The organism is Pantoea sp. RCC30.1 (assembly GCF_058148845.1).
In genome coordinates this window covers 125,619-146,183 of the sequence record NZ_JBXUHX010000001.1, presented here as the reverse complement: position 1 = coordinate 146,183, position 20,565 = coordinate 125,619, and the positions used below count along the sequence as shown (strand labels likewise).

Below are 20,565 nucleotides of genomic sequence, written 5' to 3'. Positions count from 1 at the left end.
GTATCACTACCGGCAGGGTCACGATCAGAATTGATAATGCGGTTAATATTGGCAATGCAAAAAAATTCATTTGATGCTGAATGAATTTGTTGGTTTGATGGAGTTAACAATTCTGTGATTTAAAGATGGGCATACATCACGAAAATCCTGAGTGGAGGCGCAGATGGATAAGCAGTCTGATCACTTACCTTCGATTAAATCACTGCGGGTTTTTGAGCAGGTGGCCCATTTTGGTAATGTCGCGCGGGCGGCCGAAGAATTAAGTATTACGCCCTCGGCGGCCAGTCATCAGCTGGCAAAACTGGAGCGGGAGCTGGGCTGTATTCTGTTTAATCGCTCGGCAAAAGGCGTTGTCCTGACGCTGTCAGGAGAGCATTATCTCAGGGAGATTGGTCCCATACTGATGGGACTGGCGCAGGCGACGGCGCGCATCAGTAATGAGAAAGCGCGTAGCAACCTCAGGATCCATTGCGCACCCAGTTTCGGTCTGTTGTGGCTGTTGCCTCGCATTCATAAATTTCGTGACAGCTATCCTGAGTTCCAGCTCACGCTCTCCTGCTCGTACGAAAACCTGTCCTTTAGTCGCGACAATATTGATATTGCAGTACGTCATGGATTCCCGGAATGGAATGCCTTTGAAATTAAAACCATCCGCCATGAAAGAATGTCGGTGCTGGCCTCTCCCGCCTATCTGAAACAACATCCTGTTAATCAGCCTGCTGATTTAATTCATCATGCGCTGATATTATCCGAGTCACCGCTTATTCAATGGCCGCAGTGGTTTGCGTCTCAGCAATTACCTCAGCCGGATAAAGAGTGGTTATTTCGTTTTGATCGCTCATACATGAGTCTTGAAGCGGCCATGTTAGGTCACGGTCTGATATTTGAGAGTGAGTTGCTGGCTCAGGACTACCTGCGCAGCGGAAAACTGGTCAGAGTCCTGTCAGAGCAGGAGAGTCTGCCTGTCAGCGCGCATCATCTGGTCTTCCCTCGCGGGTTCGCCCAGTTTCCCCGCGTCGCACATTTTCTGAGCTGGATCCAGCAGGAACTCAACGCGTGATTCTGATGTTCAAATAAATTTACCCGGGTCACTATTACGCGGGTTTATTTCTTCGATTAATTATCTCCGCCCTAAAAATCGCATTGCTAAAGCTAACTTTAAAATACCGTCTACACTTCTTTTCCCAATCGGTAAATATGTTCCATTTCTATTCCGTATGAATTTTAAGCAAACGGATGTTTAACTTATTAATGGCAGGAATAATATGAGTACAAATACACCAGACTCAGGTGAAGCGGGCGATCACGCGCCTGCAGATACGGTACGCCAGCGCATCTTTTTAGTGGTGCTCGTCGCCACCATGGGCGCGTTGGCTTTTGGTTATGACACCGGGATTATTTCGGGTGCGTTACCTTATATGACCTCACCACCCGATCAGGGTGGTCTTGGACTGAACTCCTTCACTGAAGGGCTGGTCGCCTCTTCGCTGGTGTTCGGGGCCGCTATTGGTTCCTTCCTGAGTGGTTTCTTCTCTGACCGTTTTGGCCGCCGTATTACGCTACGCAGCCTGGCGGTCATTTTTGTGCTGGGTTCTCTGGGAACGGCACTGGCACCCTCTGTCAACGTCATGGTCGCCATGCGCTTCCTGCTGGGGATTGCTGTCGGCGGTGGCTCTTCCACTGTACCGGTGTTTATCGCCGAGATTGCCGGACCGCGACTGCGTGCGCCGCTGGTCAGCCGCAATGAGCTGATGATCGTTACCGGACAGCTTATCGCCTATGTCGCCAGTACGCTGCTGAGCTATCTGCTGCATGATGAGCACCTGTGGCGCTACATGCTGGCGATTGCCATGGTGCCGGGATTCCTGCTGTTCATCGGCACGTTCTTTGTTCCCGCCTCACCACACTGGCTGGTCGCGGAAGGGCGTCTGAAAGAGGCGAAAAAGATCCTGAAATATCTTCGCGAAACGCCGCGTGAAGTGCGCCATGAAATGGCGCAGATGAAGAAGCAGGCGAGGGCCGCAGAGCGCGGGCCGGATGCGAAAACCCTGATTCGTGAGAAGTGGGTTATTCGTCTGATGGTTATCGGCGTCGGGCTGGGCTTTGTTGCCCAGTTCACCGGGGTTAATGGTTTTATGTATTACACCCCAATCATCCTTAAACAGACCGGACTTGGCACCAGCGCCTCGATTGCCGCGACCATCGGTAACGGCGTGGTCTCAGTAGTGGCTGCGATTATAGGTATCTGGGCAGTCAGTCGCTTCCCGCGCCGCACGATGCTGATTACCGGCCTGTGTCTGGTGGTCGCTTCGCAGATTATGCTGGGCAGCGTGATGACCTTTATCGCTCCCAGCCTGATGCAGAGCTACCTCGCACTGGGCTGTATTCTGCTGTTCCTGTTCTGTATGCAGATGTGCATCTCGCCGGTCTACTGGCTGATGATGTCGGAGCTATTCCCGATGCAGCTTCGTGGCGTATTAACCGGTGGCGCTGTCTCACTACAGTGGATATTTAACGCTGTGGTGGCGTTCGGCTTCCCGCCGATCATGGAATATGCCGGCAGCACGACCTTCTTCATCTTTGCCGCGATTAACGTCGGCTCGCTAATCTTCGTGATGGCGATGGTGCCAGAAACACGGGGCAAGAGCCTGGAGGAGATTGAGTCACACATGAAAGAGAAGTTTGGCGAAAAGCCGAAAGAGGCTGAAGCCTTATAAGTCCCCACCGGATTCGGCTCAAAGGCTGAATCCGGTTTTACGTCGTTGTTACCTGCCCGCTGTCCACGTCTTCCCGGTCCCATTCATTTCTCAGTCAGAAAACCATTCACTGTAATCAGTAATGTCTCATGCTTAATTTCTGTACAGCTCTGGCGATTTCAGCCTGAAATCGCCAGAGCCCCGCTTCCAAATCATCCTGCAAAGTCTTCTGTAACCACCGGTTAAGCGAAGCATGACCACTGACAAAGATTGCTTCTGCCTCTGCGCTATACTCAATTTCCATCTGCTCTGCACGCTGATCGGGATGCACAATGAAAATATCAACCCTAACGGCAGTTGTTGCTTTACTTCTGACCGCTGCGCCATTTCATGCTGAAACCACGCCCATCTCTTCCTGGTGGAATGGATTCACTGACGATGTGGCGCAGACATGGAACAATCCTCAATACACCGATCTCTATCTGCCGTTTATCAGCTGGCACGCCCGCTTCATGTACGACAAAGAAAAAACCGATCACTATAACGAGAATCCCTGGGGCGGCGGTCTGGGTGTTTCCCGCTCCAACGACAGCGGAGACTGGAGCGCGCTCTATGCGATGGCTTTTAAAGATTCGCACAACGAGTGGCAGCCAATTGTTGGTTATGGCTGGGAGAAGGGCTGGTATCCAGGTTCGAATCATGACTTTCGTCTGGGGGCGGGATTAACGGCGGGTATTACAGCACGCGAAGATTTTGGCAACTACATTCCGCTCCCCATTGTTCTGCCGCTGTTCTCTGCCGGTTATAAAGCGCTGAATGTGCAGTTCACCTATATTCCGGGCACGTACAATAATGGCAATGTTCTGTTCGCGTGGTTTCGCTATGCATTTTAATTTTTCAGGAAAGGATGTATGAGCCGGAAGTGGAAAACAGTTAAACGCAGACTCTGGCGGCTGGTGATAGTGGTCGGGGTGCTGTTACTGCTGCTACTGATTATCCGAATCTATGAAGCCGAGCGCGGACCGGAGTTACATCGCTGGCACACCTGGATCCCCCATGAACTGACAGTAGAACAACTTAATAACGGAACTTACGCCGATTACCTCATTGCTGAAAATCAAATGTTTGACGAGATGAAGCATCAGGTCAGCGACAAACTTGAAGCTGAAGATAAAACGCCACTCAACCGATATTATCCCGGTAGCATGATCTATCCTGGTCATTTTGCACAGGACTGGAACCGTTCTTATATTCTGCGCCCGACGGGGACTCCGCGCGGTGCAGTTGTGTTGTTGCATGGTCTGACTGACAGTCCTTACAGTCTGCGTCATGTGGCAGAGGCGTATCGACAGCAGGGCTATGTGGCGGTGGCGATCAGGTTACCGGGTCACGGCACGGTGCCTGCGGGGCTGACCGATGTTGACTGGCAGGACTGGATGGCCGCCACACGTCTGGCGGTGCGGGAAGCGACCCGTCTGGCAGGCACGCAGACGCCGCTCCATCTGGTAGGGTTCTCGAACGGTGGGGCGCTGGCGGTAAAATATGCGCTCGACAGCCTGGGCGATCATTCCCTGCGTCGTCCGCAGCAGCTGATACTGTTATCGCCGATGATCGGTGTGACGAGTTTTGCCCGCTTCGCCGGTATCGCCGGGCTGCCCTCTGTTTTTCCGGCCTTCTCAAAAACCGCGTGGCTGAATATCGTGCCGGAGTTTAATCCGTTTAAATATAACTCTTTTCCCGTTCACGCTGCCCGCCAGACCTATTTGCTGACGCAGGCGCTGCAGAAAGAGATCCAGCACTACGCGCGTAATCAGCAGCTGTCCGGCTTCCCGCCGGTACTGACTTTCCAGTCGGTGATGGATTCCACCGTCAGCACACCCTCGGTAATCCGCTCGTTGTATAACTTCCTGCCAGAGAATGGCAGTGAGCTGGTGCTGTTCGATATTAATCAGGCGGTCAGCGTCAGTCCGCTATTCCGTCACTCCTCTTATATGGCAGTTACTCAACTGTTGCCCGCTGCGCGTCGCAATTATGCCTCGACGGTAATCACCAATGCCACCGCGACCTCGCTGGAAATGGTCACGAAAAGTGTGCCTGCCGGTGAGATTCAGGAGCGGATTCAGCCGCTGGCAATCGACTATCCGGCGGGTCTCTACTCGCTGTCACACGTTGCCATTCCGTTCCCGGTTGAAGATGGGTTATATGGCAGTGCGCCCGAGAGGAAGAATGAGTTTGGTATCAGTTTTGGGACGCTGTCACTGCGTGGCGAGAGTGCGGTGCTGATTGTCGGGCTGGACTCGATTATGCGCGCCACCTCCAACCCGTTTTACCCTTATATGATTAACCGAATCGATCACCACATTGGTTGCAGTGACAAGCCGCAACTGGCGGCCTGCCTGAACAGCGACTGAACCGCAAAAGCATCAGGCCCGCATCGTGCGGGCCTGGTGTTACAGAGTATTCAGCTTTTCCATCACCTCATCTGACAGTTGCAGGTTGCCGCTGGCGAGGTTCTCCTGGAGATGTTCAGGCGAAGAGGTGCCAGGAATTAACAGAATGTTAGGTGAGCGCCGCAGCAGCCATGCAAGTGCGACCTGCATCGGCGTGGCATCCAGAGCCGCAGCCACTTCATTAAGCCGATCAGACTGCAACGGAGAAAAACCGCCCAGCGGGAAAAACGGCACGTAAGCGATGCCCTGTTGCGCTAGCTGATCCACCAGCCCATCATCCTGTCGATGCGCGAGGTTATACATATTCTGTACGCAGACAATCGGCGTCATCGCCTGCGCTTCTGCGATTTGCGTGGCAGTGACGTTGCTGAGGCCAATGTGACGAATCAGCCCGCGCGCCTGGAGTTTCAGTAGAGCCTCCAGCTGTGGTGCCAGAGAGCCCTCTTTAGGTTTAGCCGGATGCAACATACTGCGGAGATTCACCAACTCAATCACGTCCAGCCCCAGGTTATGCAGGTTATCTTCTACTGCCTGCGTCAGCGCCTCAGGCTCCATCGCCGCCAGCCAGCCGCCTTTGGCGTCGCGGCGGGCACCCACTTTGGTGACAATGCAGAGATCCTGTGGATAAGGATGGAGCGCCTTTTTAATTAACTGGTTGGTTACGTGCGGCCCATAAAAGTCGCTGGTGTCGATATGATTGACGCCTGCCGCAATGGCGTCGCGCAAAACCTGTATGGCCCGGGCTTCATCTTTGACCGGGCCGAACACGCCAGGCCCGGCCAGTTGCATCGCGCCGTAGCCGAGACGGTTAACTTCACGATCGCCTAACCTAAAAGTCATGGTGGTATTTGACATGAAAACCTCCTGCGTGAATGTAGATTAATTGTAACGGTGATTGAGCTGTGCAACTATCCGGTGAAATCAGGACAGACTGTACGGGGTGATGCACAATGGCGATCGATATGGCGCTGCTGGATGCCGTAGTTGCGGTGGCAAAAGCGGGAGGATTCCGGGAAGCGGCGCGCGTCACGGGCAGCAATGCTTCGCGGCTGAGCGATGCGGTACGACGGGCGGAGCAGCAACTTGGGATTCGACTGTTTAATCGCACCACCCGTACCGTGGTGTTAACCGAAGCGGGCAGGGCGCTGATTGAGCGTCTTCTGCCCGCGATGAATGAAGTTAACGCCGCGCTGGATGCGTTGAATCGCTATCGCAACACGCCTGGCGGCACGCTGCGGCTGAATGTGCCGGTCAGCGCCACGCGGCTGGTGCTGCCTGCGCTGGTACCGGAGTTCCTGCGGCGTTATCCCGATATCCGGCTGGAAATCGTTGCGGAAAGCAATGTGCAGGACGTTTATCGTGACGGCTGTGATGCCGGGATTCGCTACGATGAGCGGCTTGAGCAGGATATGGTGGCGATACCGATTGGCCCGCGTCAGCAGCGGTTCGCGCTGGCGGCTTCCCCGTCTTACCTGGCTGAATATGGCCAACCGGAACACCCACGCGATTTGATCCATCACCGCTGCCTGCGTGGCCGTTATGCCAGTGGCATCATGGCAGACTGGACCTTTAGTCGGGAGGGTGAAGAGATCAGTGTTGAAACCAGCGGGCCGCTGGTGGTCACCGTCGGTGGTGCAATGGATCTGGCGGTGGAGGCGGCCATCGCCGGGAGCGGCGTGATCTATCTGTTTGATGAGTGGCTCCGCCCAGCCCTGGACAGCGGCAGGCTGGAACCGCTACTGCAATCCTGGTGGCTGACTTTCTCCGGTCCGTGGCTCTACTACAACGATCGGCGTCTGATCCCGGCGCCGCTTCAGGCCTTTATCGACTATGTCCGCGAAACAAACGAGCGCGAAAAAAACTCAGCTATACCAGCTGAAACCCTGCGGAACCCGTGAAAAACCGGCGTGTCGCAGCGCATTAAGCAGTGGTGACTGCGCCACGGGTTCCCCATCCACCGTTTCAAGTGTAAAACTCGCAGACTTTTCCCGTTTCAGCGCAACGCTTAGCGCCACCACCGCCGCCTCAAGCTGTGCGGATTCGTCGCTGAACGTCAGTAACTCTTTGCCTGCCGGGGTCAGATAAAGCATCAGCGCGCCGCCTGCAATCACCACGCGTGCCCCCTGACGGCGGGTCGGACGGATGCCGCTGGGATGGACCGGCCAGCTCAGCATTGCCCCAAACGGATTCGCTGGATCGAGTGAGGCCATTGCCACCGCCTCTGTTGTGCTTTCCGGGTTGTCTGCCAGCTCCCGCAGTCGCTCAATGGTGTTATGGTCGGCAAATTGCGCACCGCCTGCACCGGCGACAAACCGGCCACGCAGCAGCCGACCGGCATCTTCCATGCTGCGTAATACCGGCTGCAACGCCGGAAATCCTCCGGGGATCTGTTCCGATATCGCGCAGCCACGTGTGATCACCCCATAACGATCGAGCAGGTTTTCCACCAGTGAAAGGGCAAGCCGGGCAGGCGCAATCTCCTGTCGGTTAAGCCGTGACCAGCGGCCAGCCAGCGTATTGACCGCCGGACGGCGTGCCGGCAGAGCGCCTGGGGTGAAGCGCTGACCAAAGCGGGTGCGCAGGGTGCGCGCGGGACGTGAACGGGTTGCGCCTGGCGTGGTCAGCAGCCCACGCACCGCAATCCAGCTATCGGCAGTGACATAGCCCTGCCACACCAGCTGCCACAGGGCGTCATAGATCTCTGTGGCCTGGGTCGCTTCTTCCATCTGCGCCATGATCTCATGAACAAACCAGGAGCCTCCGCGGCTTAGTGCGTCGAGAGTCGCCTGCTGAATCGGCGTCAGAGGCTGTGTGATGTCAATCACCGGCAGTGTTTCAGCGGCATATTCCGCGAGGTGCAGCGAGATCAGACCATCATTCTGACCCAGTGCTTTGTGTCCGCACCAGCTAACCTCGCCACTGGCTAACAGTTCGTCGAGCATCGCAGGCTGATAGTCGGCTATCCTGGCGCGCAGGATTTGTGACTCCCACAGCGAGGCCGGTAATGGCACGCCCGCCAGTTGCTCGATCACTCGTAACAACCCGTTGGTACCCAATAGTTCTTCGCGCTGCGGGCTAAGCAGACCGTGACGCTCCAGCAGCAGGCTGACCCAGGCGGCAGGTGGAACAGGGCGGGTTGCCTCGCGTGCTGATTGCAGTGAACGTAAGCGCAGCCTCTTGAAGATTTCTGAGGAGACCCACGTCGTTTCCGATTCGTCCGCTGCCGTGCCTGTATTCAGCAGACTGCCCTGCTGATGCAGGGAAAGCATCACCTCATTTACCACGGCGACACCCAGACCAAAATGCATGGCCAGTTGTCGGGCGGTGAACAGCGTATGGGTACGGGCGAAGCGGTTAATCAGATCGTGCAGTGGAGCAGATTGTGGCTCGAGAAATGTCGTGGGCAAATCGTCTGGCAGCACAATGGCCAGCGCATCACGCAGGCGGGCCGCGTCTTCAATGACCGCCCAGCGATCTTCACCCGCGAGAGTAACCGGAATGATTCGCCGGGCGGCAGAGAACTGCGCGACTGCTTCTTTAATCTGCGGGTCGTTACCGCGGAACCGTGCCGCAATACCGGCAACGGAGAGTGGGCCGAGGTCGCGCAGCACGTCGATGATGCCTTCTGTGTGCTGTGCCTGATAGCGGGCGTCGAGGCGCTGCAGTTCCTTCTCAACCTGTTCCACAACCTCAGGTGCCAGTAAATCACGCTTGCGGGTCTGGCCGAGCAACTCACCCAACAGGTTGGTATCGAGCGCCAGCAATGAGGCGCGCCGTTCTGCCTGAGGTGCATCGCTGGCGTAGATAAACTCAGCGACGTAACCAAAGAGTAGCGGCGCGGCGAAAGGGGAGGGCTGTTCGGTCGTCACCTCAACCATTTTTACGTTGCCCTGTGTCACTTGTTCCATTAGCTGGTGCAGCGCTGGCAGATCGTAGACATCCTGCAGGCATTCGCGTGCGGTTTCGATCAGGATGGGGAAATCGTCAAACTGACGGGCGACTTCCAGCAACTGACCGGCGCGCAGCCGCTGTTGCCAGAGCGGCGAACGTTTGCCCGGATTACGCCTCGGCAGTAGCAGCGCGCGTGAGGCACATTCCCGGAAGCGGGCGGCAAACAGCGCCGACTGGCCGACACTCTCAGTGACCTCCTGGGTGAGCAGGTCGGCGTCGAACATGAACAGCTCAGCACCGGGTAACAGCCCCTCGCTGGCAGGAAAGCGGGCCACGATACCGTCATCGCTGGCCGCCACAGAAGCATCAATACCCATACGTTGCTGGATACGAGCGGCAATCGCCAGCGCCCAGGGCGCATTGACCCGCTTTCCCCACGGCGAATGCAGGATTACCCGCCAGTCGCCGATTTCGTCACGGCAGCGTTCAATCAGCAACGTGCGATCATCCGGCAGTACACCGGTCGCGGCGCGTTGTTCATCCAGCAAAGCCAGAAGATTAATGACCGCATGGCTATCCAGTCCCAGCGCGCGCAGCTGCTGCTGCGCATCGTCCGGTGAAGCCGCGTTGAGCTGACGCAAAAACAGCCCGAGGCTGGCACCCGAATCCGCCGAACGGCCAACGCCTTCCCCACGCCAGAACGGCAGACGAGCCGGACGACCCGGCGCAGGCACTACCAGCACCTGATCGTGGGTAATCTGCTGAATCCGCCATGACGTAGCGCCTAGCGTAATGATGTCGTTGACCCTCGACTCATAGACCATCTCTTCGTCCAGTTCACCGACCCGACGTGAGCCTGCCTGCTCTTCGCCTTCCGGCAGAATGACGCTGAACATCCCGCGATCGGGAATGGTGCCGCCGCTGGTCACGGCCAGATGCTGCGCGCCAGGTCGTGCCGTCAGCAGTCCGCTCTGACGATCCCACACCAGCTGCGGTCGCAGCTGAGCAAAGGCGTCTGACGGAAACTTACCCGCCAGCATATCGAGCGTGGCATCAAACAGCCGACGCGACAGAGTGCGGAACGGATCGGATCGGCAGACCTGCGCGTACCACGCATCGGCCTGCAGGGGATCCATTGCCACGGCGGCCAGCGTCTGCTGCGCCAGAATATCGAGCGGGTTACGCGGCGGCGCCAGCGCATCGAGCTGACCGGCCCGCATCGACTGTAAGATTACGGCAGAATCCAGTAAATCGCGTCGGGTACGTGGATAAAGGATGCCGGTGGAGATGCCGCCGACCTGATGCCCGGCGCGACCCACCCGCTGCAGTGCGCTGGCGACTGACAGCGGTGCACCCACCTGAATCACCAGATCCACCGGCCCCATATCAATACCCAGTTCCAGGCTGGAGGTCGCCACTACACAGCGCAGTCTGCCCTGCTTCAGGGCGGCTTCAATCTCGCTGCGCTGCTCTTTCGAGACGGAACCGTGATGGGAGCGGGCAATAAGATCATCGCTGTCAGCGCGCTCTGCATCCTGATCGCCAGCGGCTGTCTGCTGTGTCAGATAACGCGCATTGAGCCGCGCAGTCAGTTTTTCCGCCAGGCCACGCGAATTCACAAACACCAGCGTGGCGCAATGAGCCATGACCTGCTGCAGAATGCGCGCTTCAATGTGCGGCCAGATCGATCCGCTGGCAGACGTGGCTTCACCGGTCAGGTCATCGGGGCTGGCTATATCGGTCATATCTTCGACCGGCACCTCGATGGTCAGATGCAGCGTGCGGTCGGCGGCCGGATTCACCACCTGAACGGGCTGACAGCCGCCAAGGAAGGCTGCCACCCGCTCAACCGGCCGTACCGTGGCGGAAAGCCCGATACGCTGGGCGGGCTGTGGCAGCAGTGCATCCAGCCGCTCCAGGCTCAGCGCCAGCTGGGAACCACGCTTTGATCCCGCCACCGCATGCACCTCATCGACGATGATCGTGCTCACGCCCTGCAGCGTCGTGCGGGCTTTTGAGGTCAGCATCAGAAACAGCGACTCGGGCGTAGTAATCAGGATATCGGGCGGGCGGCGCAACAACCTGGCGCGCTCTGCACTGGGAGTGTCGCCGGAACGCATTCCGATATTCAGAGTGATCTCTGGCTCATTCAGCGCCTGTCGCTCAGCATAAACGCCCGCCAGCGGCAGATTCAGGTTGCGCTGGACGTCCGCGGCCAGCGCTTTTACCGGTGAAATATAGAGAATGCGGGTGGTCGTTTCACGTGTGGGTGAGGGCTGGGCGGTTCGTAACTGAAACAGCGTGTCGATGGCGGTGAGAAAGGCCGCCAGCGTCTTCCCTGAGCCGGTAGGGGCAATCACCAGCGCATGCTCTCCGCTGGCAATAGCCTGCCATGCCGCCTGCTGTACCGGCGTGGGTTCAGCAAAGGTGGCAGAAAACCAGCGTCGTGTGGCGGATGAAAACCGGGCTAAGACCGCATCAGATTGGGATTTCGACATCATACTCACGGTATCACGCAGCAACTGCGCCTGAAATTAATCCGTTGAGTGTAAGTGAAAATTGCGGTTTGTGGATGGCGTAACATACACGGGCTGCGATAACGAATTCATTTAATGCGCGCTCTCTGGTCTTCGGTAGCATCCTCATTCGGCAAAACAGTCAGGCATCTGGCTCAGCCCGGTGCTGCCTGTCGGCAGTACCGGGCTTGTTCTTCAGGTTTTAAAATCAGTGATCGGCTGCATGAGTGGAACGCTGTAACTCGCTATTCAGGCGTAAGCTTCAGCAGTCAGATGCTGTTCTTCACCAGCTATATTTCACGGACAACCGGCCTGCGAGGCTGTCCGATTCGCCTGAATGTGCTGCCTGACCTTCTATCATAAAGGATAAACCGGCCACAGAAGAGAGAGTCAGACGAGGGTTGAACTGAACGGTGTTTTTATCGGCCCTCGGTCCATTAAGAACAAACGCGTCCTCAGGCAGGGCGCGAAATCGTGCTGTGACGGTACGGTCTTGGGACAACTCATGGACCACAGCAACTGTGGCATTTGGGCTTAACATCCATCCGTCAGCAAATTCATAGTTTGCCGCCGCGTGAAGCCCCAGCGACAGCGGTACTGAAGTGGTGGTATTGCTCTCCACGTTAAGCGCGGTTGAGCCCGTACTATTAGTACCCTGCTCAGAATAGGTATTTGCATGGTAATTCGCGAAGTCCAGAGCCACAAAAGGTGACAGTCTGGCAGCATCAAAGTCGAAGCGATGGCCTGCTTCAATTCGTGTCCGCCATTCATCTGCACCAAAGGAGCTACTCAATTGATCGGACTGAAGCAAGCCGAAGTCCATGGTTGAACGTAGTGTTTTATTGCTGAAATGACTATAAGCCTGACTTAACTGAAGATAGTTTTGCTCATAAGCCAGTGCCGAATAGACGAGAGCATGATATCCATCATCCTTACCCGACATACCGCCTTCGGAGGTACTGAAATTACCGCGGGTTATGCCAACGGCTCCGCCCAAAAGCAGGGTGTCCGAAAGTGCATTATCGACGCCAAAGAAAATGCCCGTATAGCTACTATGCCCGCCGGGAAAGCTCTCTGAAGCATCCGGGCTGCGGGTTGTTCTTCCGCCAGTAAATGTCCCCCAGGAATGAGAGGTTGGCGCAACAGTCAGGTTAGCCATATTGCCGGAATAAGATGCCGGAATATTTGCATTGCCACTTGCTGGCTGGTATGCCGGGCTGGTGCTTGTCGGAACGCTGTTAATTCCAAGCCAGTCACCCATCTGCCCACCAACAATCTGACTGGCGATCCGTCCGCGATCGATATTATCCGCCTCAGCAAACCCAATACCAGGTGCAGAAAGTGTGTGAAGCGCGCTCTGCGCCTGTGGGGTAGTCAACTGATAAAGACTGTTTAAAAGGCGGTTGCCAGACTCACCTGGCGTACCTTCGGCAGCTTTATCAAGCGCTTTGCCTATAGCACGTTCATTGCCGTTACGTGCAGGCCCTGAAAGCGAGACGCTATTTCTGTTAAGCGCCATATAGACGTGGTTTGCATCATAACTGAGCTGGGGGGCCAGGAAGGCCTGATCCGTTGAAGCAGTGTTAAACGTACCCGTGACTTCTGGCGCAGTAATAATCGTATAGCGGCTGGCAGGAAGGTAGAGACCACTGCCTGCTTTTACCTGAACCTCTCCTCCGCCGAGCGTAACAGGTCCGTTAGCGGTAAGCTGGTCATTTGCGGCAGGGGTACCCCGGATGGCCAGGATCGAATGACTGGCGAACAATACCTGGCCGTTAGCCGTCAACGTTCCTGTATTTTCCAGCGAGCCAGGCGCCAGGGTACCGCCACTGTTGACCAGAATATTGCTGACTGTTCCTGAACCCGCCAGCGTGCCGCTGGCGTTAATGGTCGTCGGCGACGTGATAGCCCCGTTAACTTCAAGCTTGCCGCCATTGATGATGGTGGCTCCCTGATAGGTGCTCTTGCCATTCAGTGTCAGTTCACCACTGCCGGTTTTAGTCAGGCCGCCTGGCCCCGAGATGTCATTCATCCATGAGTCAGCGGCATTAAGCCCGCCCAGTGATGCATCCATGTTCACGATCATATCGTTGGTAAATGCGCCATATCCACCCGCAGCAGCGAAAAGATTTAGCCGTGCATAACCGGACCCATCATCCAGTGCGAAACCCGAAGCAATTTCTGTGCTGGCAAGGACTTCGCGACGCTGCTCTGCGGAAAGATAAGGGAAGCGGGTGGCCAGCAGGGCCTCGGCACCAACCGGCACGACGGGCGCAAGATTCGTCGGGCCAACTGGCGTCATGCCATAAGTCAGGGCAAAAGTGTACGCCGCTTCATTATTTTTATAGTTGGTGAACGCATCCGGACTGGACTGCGCGCATTGCTGTAGAGATTTGTAGGAAACACTACCACACTGCGAGGCGAGAAAAGCCTGAATGGGAATGGCCTGAGCTGCCAGTTCCTGTGGGAAATTTTCACCAGGATTTGTATATCCGGGCGTATTATTTAAATATTTGACCATTTCCTGTGTGGCAAGAATACGACCGCCTATTACGTCCAGAGCATAGTGAACACCGAGAACGAGGCGGCTATTTCCGATGTCAGCGCCTCTTGCGAGTATGGACTGATAAAGCTGCGGAACTTCCATAGCGAGAGCAAGCATGACAGCCGTGCCCGCCGTTGTATGGCCGCTCGGGAATGCCGCAGAGTTTTGTGACTGAACGATGCCATAACGTGGATCGAGTTTTATCTGATCACTGACCTGAAAGGGCCGGGGATTTCCCTGAGAGTTTGAGGCATAGAACTGCTGAAGCAGGGTATATCCGGTTTTTTCAGTATTGCTATAGACATTACCCGTAGGATCGGGCGCAGGATCAGTCAGCACCCCAAAATATAGCTTAAGCCTTGAACTGTCGATACCGACTCTTTTATTCGCAAAAAAATCCAGGAACTTCAGCGAGTTCAACAGTGGTGAAGGGGTGGATGAATCATTAAAAACTGCAAGTAACTGTTTATCGATTTTAGTGCCGAAACCGCCATAAACATAATTACTGGCGTCAAAAACAGCCTGGTCTACTCGTTCGGGACTGGCATTATTATTAAAATTAATGGTTGTCTGCAGGCTTTGCTGATAGGTCTGCAAGGGTAAAGAATCTATTCCATTGGTGCCGTTAAGCACCCTGGCCCCGTCGAGCTGTGATACTGTTAGCGGAGGCGGTAATGTGTCAGCGCGTATTTGAAAATTCACAAGCATCGTGGCCACAATAAACTTAGGCAAAAATGCTGAGCAGTTTTTAAATTGTGGCATACCATTATCCTGTTTTAGTAAGAATTTCAAATAAATATTACGCATTTGCCGGCTTAAAAAGGGTGCCATTATGTTTTTTCCCAAAAATAATATTTTAAAAATATTTCGGATGTAACCGGTAATGGTTTGTATTTTTTAATGTCAGAATATTAATACGGGGGGGATTCTATTCCAGGTTGGTATTATGGATTATGAATCTTTTGTGGAATTTAGCGTTAGCGTGGTATGAGAGGTAAAATCCTGTTTTTTTAAGTTATTTAATTTTTGTAGCTTTCTCCTTACACCAAATTAATGCGGCTTGCTCTTAGAACAAAAACAAATAATGATGGTGTTTATCAACCTGCCTGAATCAATAAACCTGCGTATAAGAGATGCTACTATCTCAAATAACATTAATGCTTTGGGCCTATTAAAATGAAAAACCACATTGAGATAAAGGTAATTGCCTCTCTCAAGAAAATTATTACGTTCGTATCTGATACTAAGGGCTTTCTGAGGCGAAGATATCAGTAACGGCAGGCGGGCTTCGCTTCATCAACATCAGTGCAAAGCATATTCATCCATTAACGCACCAACTAGCCGGTTATATAACCTGTCATCTTCCTGGTTGAAAGCTCTGACATATTGTGCGCCGCATTACATAATTCTATGAATTTTTGCAGGCAGGTTGAACCGGAAAAAGACACTCGTTTAACCCTCTTTCGAGGCAGGAGTGAAGGGCTGTCGAAGCGTTTTCTATGGCTGCAGAGTGGTATTTTGTGTAGAACGTAATCGGCTATCAACTTGTTGCGGGTTGTAACAAACTGATTTGTAGTAAAAATTAAAAGTATAGAACAGGTTTCCGTAGTGGGCTGAATCCTTTTTTTTATTTTTATAATTTCATACATGAAGATTTTAATTTTAGAAAAGATAGTCGATTAAAATGATGGATTTACATCATTTTCTTTAAAATACCGCCAGTAATATTGTGATTTTATTTTAATTCTTAAACTTTTGTTAGTGTTTTTTATTATTTAACTCAATGAAATCATAGGCCCTTTGCCAGATGACTTTTTGTGTGACTTAAAATATTTTTAGTAAATCAGTTAGAAAGCCACATTCTGCTAATGACATTAATTACATAAGTCTTTTCATCAAGAAATTTGCCGATAGATTATAGAAGCTGCCATGGAGTCTCAGCGTCATACTGAACAATACTCTGGTTGAATACACAAAAATATGAGTTAGTTAAAAACATAAAGGTATACACCAGGCTGTTTCTTTTATAATTCAACGAGGGTCCTTATGTATCAGTGAAGACTTATGTCAATAGCTTAACCCATTTCAAGGTTGCTTACGGTGATGATGAACCATTAACTGCCGATCATGATCTCCTCACATGACTACAGTGTAAATCCGTGACACTGCTGCCCGAAACCTTCCTGAAAGAAAGGATATTAATGACACTACAGGATTTTTTCAGATTAACGATCAGCACAACTGAGTGAAATGATGAGCAGCAACAGAATCATTATTCGTTTTTATCATTGATTTTGTCGATGTTAATGAAAGATTCAATGAATTTTCTTTGCTGCTCAGTTAAATCTAGTTGCTTTACTTTCTCAATAAGCTCTTCTGGAGAAGCATCGCCATGCTCGTCGTTATTTTTTTGATATTCATCTACTGCCAAAGCATGATTAAGGATAGAGAACATAACGAACCAGAAAAGAAAACATGACAGGAACAGTAAAATCCACACAGTTCTTCGGTTTTTTTTCAATGCTTGTGCTCCACTATTTATTAAACAGACTGATTAGCTCCATTAACGGAAATTAACATGTGGTTAAGTAAACATCGTCACGCTTGCTCACCTGAAGCAGTATGCACTGCTGATTTATCGGTGCAATACATCCAGAGTGCTCTCTTTGATATCTTTCAGTGAAAAAGATAAGGATAAGAATATGAAACTGCATCACCTGCGTTATTTCATTGCTGTGGCGGAAGAGGGGCACTTTGGTCGCGCGGCTGAGCGGTTAGAGATAGGACAGCCTCCCCTTAGCTTGCAAATACAGAGTCTGGAAAAGCGTATGGAAATAAAATTATTTTATCGCCGCTCCAGAGGTGTTGAACTCACTGAAGGAGGTCGATTGCTGCTCAAACATGCACGAGATATTCTTGCCAGTGTTGATGTTGCATTACATGAGGTACAACGGTTTAAAAGAAGCCAGGGCAACGAGTTGAATTTAGGATTTGCTGGTGGGACGTATTTCAACCGGGACGTATCCACTATCCTTTACCAGTTTAAGTGTACTCATACTGAACTGTTGTTGAAGCCAGCGCTGGCAGGGCACACGCCTGAGTTGATAAGAAAACTGCTTGAGGGAAATGTGGATGCTGCATTTATTTGGCCGTTAACGACGATGATAGATGGTATTGAACTTACACCTGTTGTTCAGGAAAGGTTAGCCGTAGTTTTACCCGTTGCTCACAAGCTGGCTGTTGCAGATAGTACTGTCTCGCTGGAAAAACTCGCCAAAGAGCCTTTTGTATTATGCGAGAGAGGTAGCATCGGTGGTCTGTTCGATACCATCATGGCTGCCTGTAGTCAGGCTGGGTTTACGCCGCTATGCGAACAGGCAGTGCTTCAGATAGAGGCAATCATTCCAATGGTGAGCGCCGGTTTAGGTGTTTCGATTGTTCCTGATTCTATGAGGAAAACGCTAAGTAGCGGGGTCATGTTCTTGCCGATTGAGGACCATACACCCACTACTACTGTCATACTCGCTACCCGAGATCGGGATACTTCGCCAGCAATTCGGAAATTTATGGCGTCAGTCTTCAGATACGGTGGCGACTTACCTGAGAAAAAGTAAACCTGTGAGCAAGGGTAAAGCTAAAAAGATTTGTTGACTCTCTGACGACATTTAATTCTTAACCATTATAAAAGGTTAGCAGACTGTCATTACCCGGAAATGAATCCGAATAGGCTCCTCTTTCCAGACCTATTGACTCTCTTATCATTGCAGTCACTTTATTCATCTGTTTCCGGGGGCATTGACAAACAGGCCCTTTGTGGCGGATGAAAACCGGGCTAAGACCGCATCAGATTTGGATTTCGACATCATACTCACGGTATCACGCAGCTGACACCTGGCCGCGTCGGGCGGGTTTATGAACTGGCCGCTCCGGCTAAAGCGCGACCTCTGATCGCCAGCAGCGACACCAGCGCCAGCACGATGATGGTCATGCCATAGCACCAGGCGGTCTGGTTCAGCCCAATATGCGGTGCTGCCATCCCTGCGGCAATCGCAGGCAGGGCAAAGGCGAGATAGCTTTTGATCAAAAAGGCGGAGAACAGTCCGGCGCGTTCATGACTTTCAGCTAACTGCATAATGATCTTCAGCACGCTGGAGAAAATCGATCCAAATCCCTGACCCGCAATGGCGGTACCGAAATAGAGCCAGGCCACGCTGTGCAGAGAAAGGCCCATAAGAGTGACGCTGACGCCCGCTATCAGCATCAGCGTACCGATAACTAATGCCCGCGCAGGCGGTAACGGGCGAAAGAGAAAAACTGCTGCCGTCGCGCTCAGCATCAGTGTCGCCACAATCGAGCCGCCGATAAAAGGCGATGTCAGGCCGGTTGCGTTCGCCACCATCGAAGGCATCAGGGAAAGGTAAAATCCGCCCAGCATCCAGGTTGCGATGTTAACCGGCGTCACCATCAACAACGGGCCCAGTGCGCGTCGCGGTATGCTGACCTGAGGTCGCAGTGCGGCCAGCATACCCGGCTGAGGCGCAATGGTTTCTGGTATCAGCGGCAACAGCGCCATGGCAATCAGCATCAGGAGCAGCAGCAGCGCATAGATCGTTACCGTGGGAAAGGGCGCAAAGGTGACCAGTATGCCGCCCGCCAGCGTGCCCAGCGTCATCCCCAGAAAGGCGGTGAATGAGTTCAACAGTGGCCCACGGGTTTTACTGGCGTCAATCAGGCTGGCACCAAAGGTCGGCAAGGCAATACCTGTAGCAAAACCCTGCACCAGCCGGGCGGCGATTAAGGTGGTGGCAGAGTTGGCAGTCATAAAGATCACCAGCGCGACCGTATTGATCGCCAGCGCCAGAAGCATCAGCGGACGGCGGCCGGTAAAGTCGGACACTTTACCCACCGTCAGCAGCGCAGCCAGCAAAGCGAAAGCATAGGCGCCAAAGATCAGCGTCAGCATGGTCGGCGTCAGGTGGAACAGGCTGCGATAAAGTGGGTACAGCGGCGTTGGCGCACTGCTGGTGGCGGAAATCAGCGCCGCACCGGTAAAACTGAAAAGCGTGGTGCGGGCAGCAGCCTGGGGCGTCAATGTGGGGTTCATGGCAATCACCTTAATGCAAAATATTAGCTTTTAATAAGGTATACGGTTAACTGAACCTTAATGCAATATCTTTGCTTTAACGTTTATTGCGGTGGGGTTGAAGGCATGTCTGAGAGTTTGTAACGGTGAGAGCTATTCAAAGTTTTACGTCTGCTTTTTGAAAGAGGCAAACCTGTTATCAGGATATCCGATGTACGACCCTCTCCCGACGGGAGTCCAAGTGCTGGCAGAGGCACGTTGACTTTGGGCCACCGTGACTTTATAGATAAGCTCAAACCGTTATAAATTTAATTTGGGGAAAAGGGCGCATGCTATTGCAGGAAAGCCTTAAACAGGAAGTTACTGAAGCAGTCAAAAAATCACTCACCTTTGATATTTTGTATCAGCGAATAAGGCCTGATATATCAGCTTTCGTGGTTGCAACGTCACTACTGCCATTAAAAAGTCTTGCTGACTGGGAGCGATTAATACGCTGGCAGATTGACTCATCTTTTTATGGATCAGGTTATAAATGGGCAGGTGCTGAGATTCAGCAGGTGGGTTCTCTCAGGTGGCTGGACTTATGTCATGCAGATGGTTTTCGGCGGGAACGCGCATTACGAACATTATCAGCTGGTGCTCCCAACAGTTTTTTATTTGCCTTAGCCGTCAGAAGGTTAAATGATTGGGTTCCTCAGGTCAGAGAAGCCGCCCGTGAAGCACTGCCCTCAATCGCAGCAGCTTCTGACCCGGAAGTTATCGTGGATGTCTTGTTTATAACGCTTCCCTATTGGACCTCATGGGAAAGAGCGGGTGAGAAGGAACACGAGGTACTGACAGACATTATTTCAATGGAGAACGTCACTGCCTCTCTGAAAAAAAGACTTATCTGCGCTTCTTCGGGGCCTGCTGCGACTGTCTTTACCCAGGCAGGACGCACGTCAGTATTAGATAATTTTCTGTCTGAGATTGCTGAATTATCCATTCAGCCCTCACTGCGTGCGAAGGCGTACCGCTGCCTGTTCGAAGGCAAAATTATCTGGTCCGAGGGGCTGGAGTGGAAGTGGATTGATAAAGCCTTTGGCGTACGACGGCGTGTACCTGTTTTAAAAGAAAAAACAATAGTCGTTTCCAGACCTTTTATTGATATCTTAAGGATGGCCATACTTGACCGCTCACCGATGGTACGGCGTATAGCCGGAGAAATGCTGATTAAAGAATTAGAAAATATATGTGATGAAGCCTTTTCCATGGCCACTCAACTGGCTTCCGATATATCGGAATCTGTAGCGGAACGAGGAAGGTTTGCACTGGTCTGCTTAAAAAAAGATAAGTGAGACTTTAATTAAATAAGCTAAGCAATATGATTGTCGCAGCAGCCTTT

Annotated in this window: 12 protein-coding genes; 7 read left to right on the top strand and 5 right to left on the bottom strand. The window is 52.8% G+C overall.

The genetic code is table 11. The annotated features are described in order from the left end of the window. Positions 1-163: 163 nt before the first annotated feature. From AC2LB6_RS00690 to AC2LB6_RS00675, 4 genes are all read left to right on the top strand, one after another. Complete coding sequence (locus AC2LB6_RS00690) at positions 164-1,060, top strand: LysR substrate-binding domain-containing protein (RefSeq protein ID WP_090964948.1); 897 nt, start codon at positions 164-166, stop codon at positions 1,058-1,060. A gap of 205 nt (positions 1,061-1,265) precedes the next feature. Then, positions 1,266-2,717 carry a sugar porter family MFS transporter gene (locus tag AC2LB6_RS00685; RefSeq protein WP_490091983.1) on the top strand — a complete coding sequence of 484 codons (1,452 nt, stop codon included), beginning with the start codon at positions 1,266-1,268 and terminating at the stop codon, positions 2,715-2,717. 311 nt (positions 2,718-3,028) lie between these two features. Next, positions 3,029-3,589, top strand: a complete 561-nt coding sequence (gene pagP / locus AC2LB6_RS00680; RefSeq protein WP_490091982.1) for a lipid IV(A) palmitoyltransferase PagP — start codon at positions 3,029-3,031, stop codon at positions 3,587-3,589. Between the two features lie 18 nt (positions 3,590-3,607). After that, positions 3,608-5,107, top strand: a complete 1,500-nt coding sequence (locus AC2LB6_RS00675) for an alpha/beta hydrolase (RefSeq protein WP_490091981.1) — start codon at positions 3,608-3,610, stop codon at positions 5,105-5,107. A 39-nt stretch (positions 5,108-5,146) separates the two neighbouring features. On the opposite strand, the gene AC2LB6_RS00670 is transcribed toward AC2LB6_RS00675, so the two are convergent. Then, a complete protein-coding gene (locus AC2LB6_RS00670) occupies positions 5,147-6,001 on the bottom strand; it encodes an aldo/keto reductase family oxidoreductase (protein WP_490091980.1) in 855 nt (284 codons plus the stop codon). Positions 6,002-6,096: 95 nt separating this feature from the next. Between AC2LB6_RS00670 and AC2LB6_RS00665 the strand changes: the two genes are divergently transcribed. Beyond that, positions 6,097-7,044: a LysR substrate-binding domain-containing protein gene (locus AC2LB6_RS00665; protein ID WP_490091979.1), complete on the top strand. Its 948-nt coding sequence runs from the start codon at positions 6,097-6,099 to the stop codon at positions 7,042-7,044. Here the strand turns inward: AC2LB6_RS00665 and AC2LB6_RS00660 are convergent. The 3 genes from AC2LB6_RS00660 to AC2LB6_RS00650 form a co-directional block, all read right to left on the bottom strand. After that, positions 7,009-11,535 (bottom strand): ATP-dependent helicase, encoded by a 4,527-nt coding sequence (locus AC2LB6_RS00660; RefSeq protein WP_490092290.1) that lies wholly within the window; start codon positions 11,533-11,535, stop codon positions 7,009-7,011. The two genes, AC2LB6_RS00665 and AC2LB6_RS00660, sit on opposite strands and share 36 nt — an antisense overlap. A 301-nt stretch (positions 11,536-11,836) precedes the next feature. Then, positions 11,837-14,860: an autotransporter domain-containing protein gene (locus tag AC2LB6_RS00655; RefSeq protein ID WP_490091978.1), complete on the bottom strand. Its 3,024-nt coding sequence runs from the start codon at positions 14,858-14,860 to the stop codon at positions 11,837-11,839. A 1,510-nt stretch (positions 14,861-16,370) separates the two neighbouring features. Beyond that, positions 16,371-16,553, bottom strand: coding sequence for a hypothetical protein (locus AC2LB6_RS00650; RefSeq protein WP_490091977.1), 183 nt, complete (start codon positions 16,551-16,553; stop codon positions 16,371-16,373). Positions 16,554-16,800: 247 nt separating this feature from the next. On the opposite strand from AC2LB6_RS00650, the gene AC2LB6_RS00645 reads away from it, so the two are divergent. Beyond that, positions 16,801-17,712, top strand: a complete 912-nt coding sequence (locus AC2LB6_RS00645) for a LysR family transcriptional regulator (RefSeq protein WP_490091976.1) — start codon at positions 16,801-16,803, stop codon at positions 17,710-17,712. Between the two features lie 296 nt (positions 17,713-18,008). Here the strand turns inward: AC2LB6_RS00645 and AC2LB6_RS00640 are convergent, their stop codons facing one another. Further along, positions 18,009-19,202: an MFS transporter gene (locus AC2LB6_RS00640; protein WP_490091975.1), complete on the bottom strand. Its 1,194-nt coding sequence runs from the start codon at positions 19,200-19,202 to the stop codon at positions 18,009-18,011. 308 nt (positions 19,203-19,510) lie between these two features. On the opposite strand from AC2LB6_RS00640, the gene AC2LB6_RS00635 reads away from it, so the two are divergent. Next, the gene (locus AC2LB6_RS00635) at positions 19,511-20,518 is read left to right on the top strand and encodes a hypothetical protein (RefSeq protein WP_490091974.1); all 1,008 of its coding nucleotides are present in this window, start codon (positions 19,511-19,513) and stop codon (positions 20,516-20,518) included. The last annotated feature ends 47 nt before the right edge of the window (positions 20,519-20,565 follow it).

What these genes read in the sequence shown, in the direction of transcription:
- AC2LB6_RS00650 (WP_490091977.1), bottom strand. Translation starts at nt 16,553, where the DNA reads ATGTTCTCTATCCTTAATCATGCTTTGGCAGTAGATGAATATCAAAAA.
- AC2LB6_RS00655 (WP_490091978.1), bottom strand. Translation starts at nt 14,860, where the DNA reads ATGCCACAATTTAAAAACTGCTCAGCATTTTTGCCTAAGTTTATTGTG.
- AC2LB6_RS00670 (WP_490091980.1), bottom strand. Translation starts at nt 6,001, where the DNA reads ATGTCAAATACCACCATGACTTTTAGGTTAGGCGATCGTGAAGTTAAC.
- AC2LB6_RS00635 (WP_490091974.1), top strand. Translation starts at nt 19,511, where the DNA reads ATGCTATTGCAGGAAAGCCTTAAACAGGAAGTTACTGAAGCAGTCAAA.
- AC2LB6_RS00660 (WP_490092290.1), bottom strand. Translation starts at nt 11,535, where the DNA reads ATGTCGAAATCCCAATCTGATGCGGTCTTAGCCCGGTTTTCATCCGCC.
- AC2LB6_RS00690 (WP_090964948.1), top strand. Translation starts at nt 164, where the DNA reads ATGGATAAGCAGTCTGATCACTTACCTTCGATTAAATCACTGCGGGTT.
- AC2LB6_RS00645 (WP_490091976.1), top strand. Translation starts at nt 16,801, where the DNA reads ATGAAACTGCATCACCTGCGTTATTTCATTGCTGTGGCGGAAGAGGGG.
- AC2LB6_RS00640 (WP_490091975.1), bottom strand. Translation starts at nt 19,202, where the DNA reads ATGAACCCCACATTGACGCCCCAGGCTGCTGCCCGCACCACGCTTTTC.
- AC2LB6_RS00685 (WP_490091983.1), top strand. Translation starts at nt 1,266, where the DNA reads ATGAGTACAAATACACCAGACTCAGGTGAAGCGGGCGATCACGCGCCT.
- pagP (WP_490091982.1), top strand. Translation starts at nt 3,029, where the DNA reads ATGAAAATATCAACCCTAACGGCAGTTGTTGCTTTACTTCTGACCGCT.
- AC2LB6_RS00675 (WP_490091981.1), top strand. Translation starts at nt 3,608, where the DNA reads ATGAGCCGGAAGTGGAAAACAGTTAAACGCAGACTCTGGCGGCTGGTG.
- AC2LB6_RS00665 (WP_490091979.1), top strand. Translation starts at nt 6,097, where the DNA reads ATGGCGATCGATATGGCGCTGCTGGATGCCGTAGTTGCGGTGGCAAAA.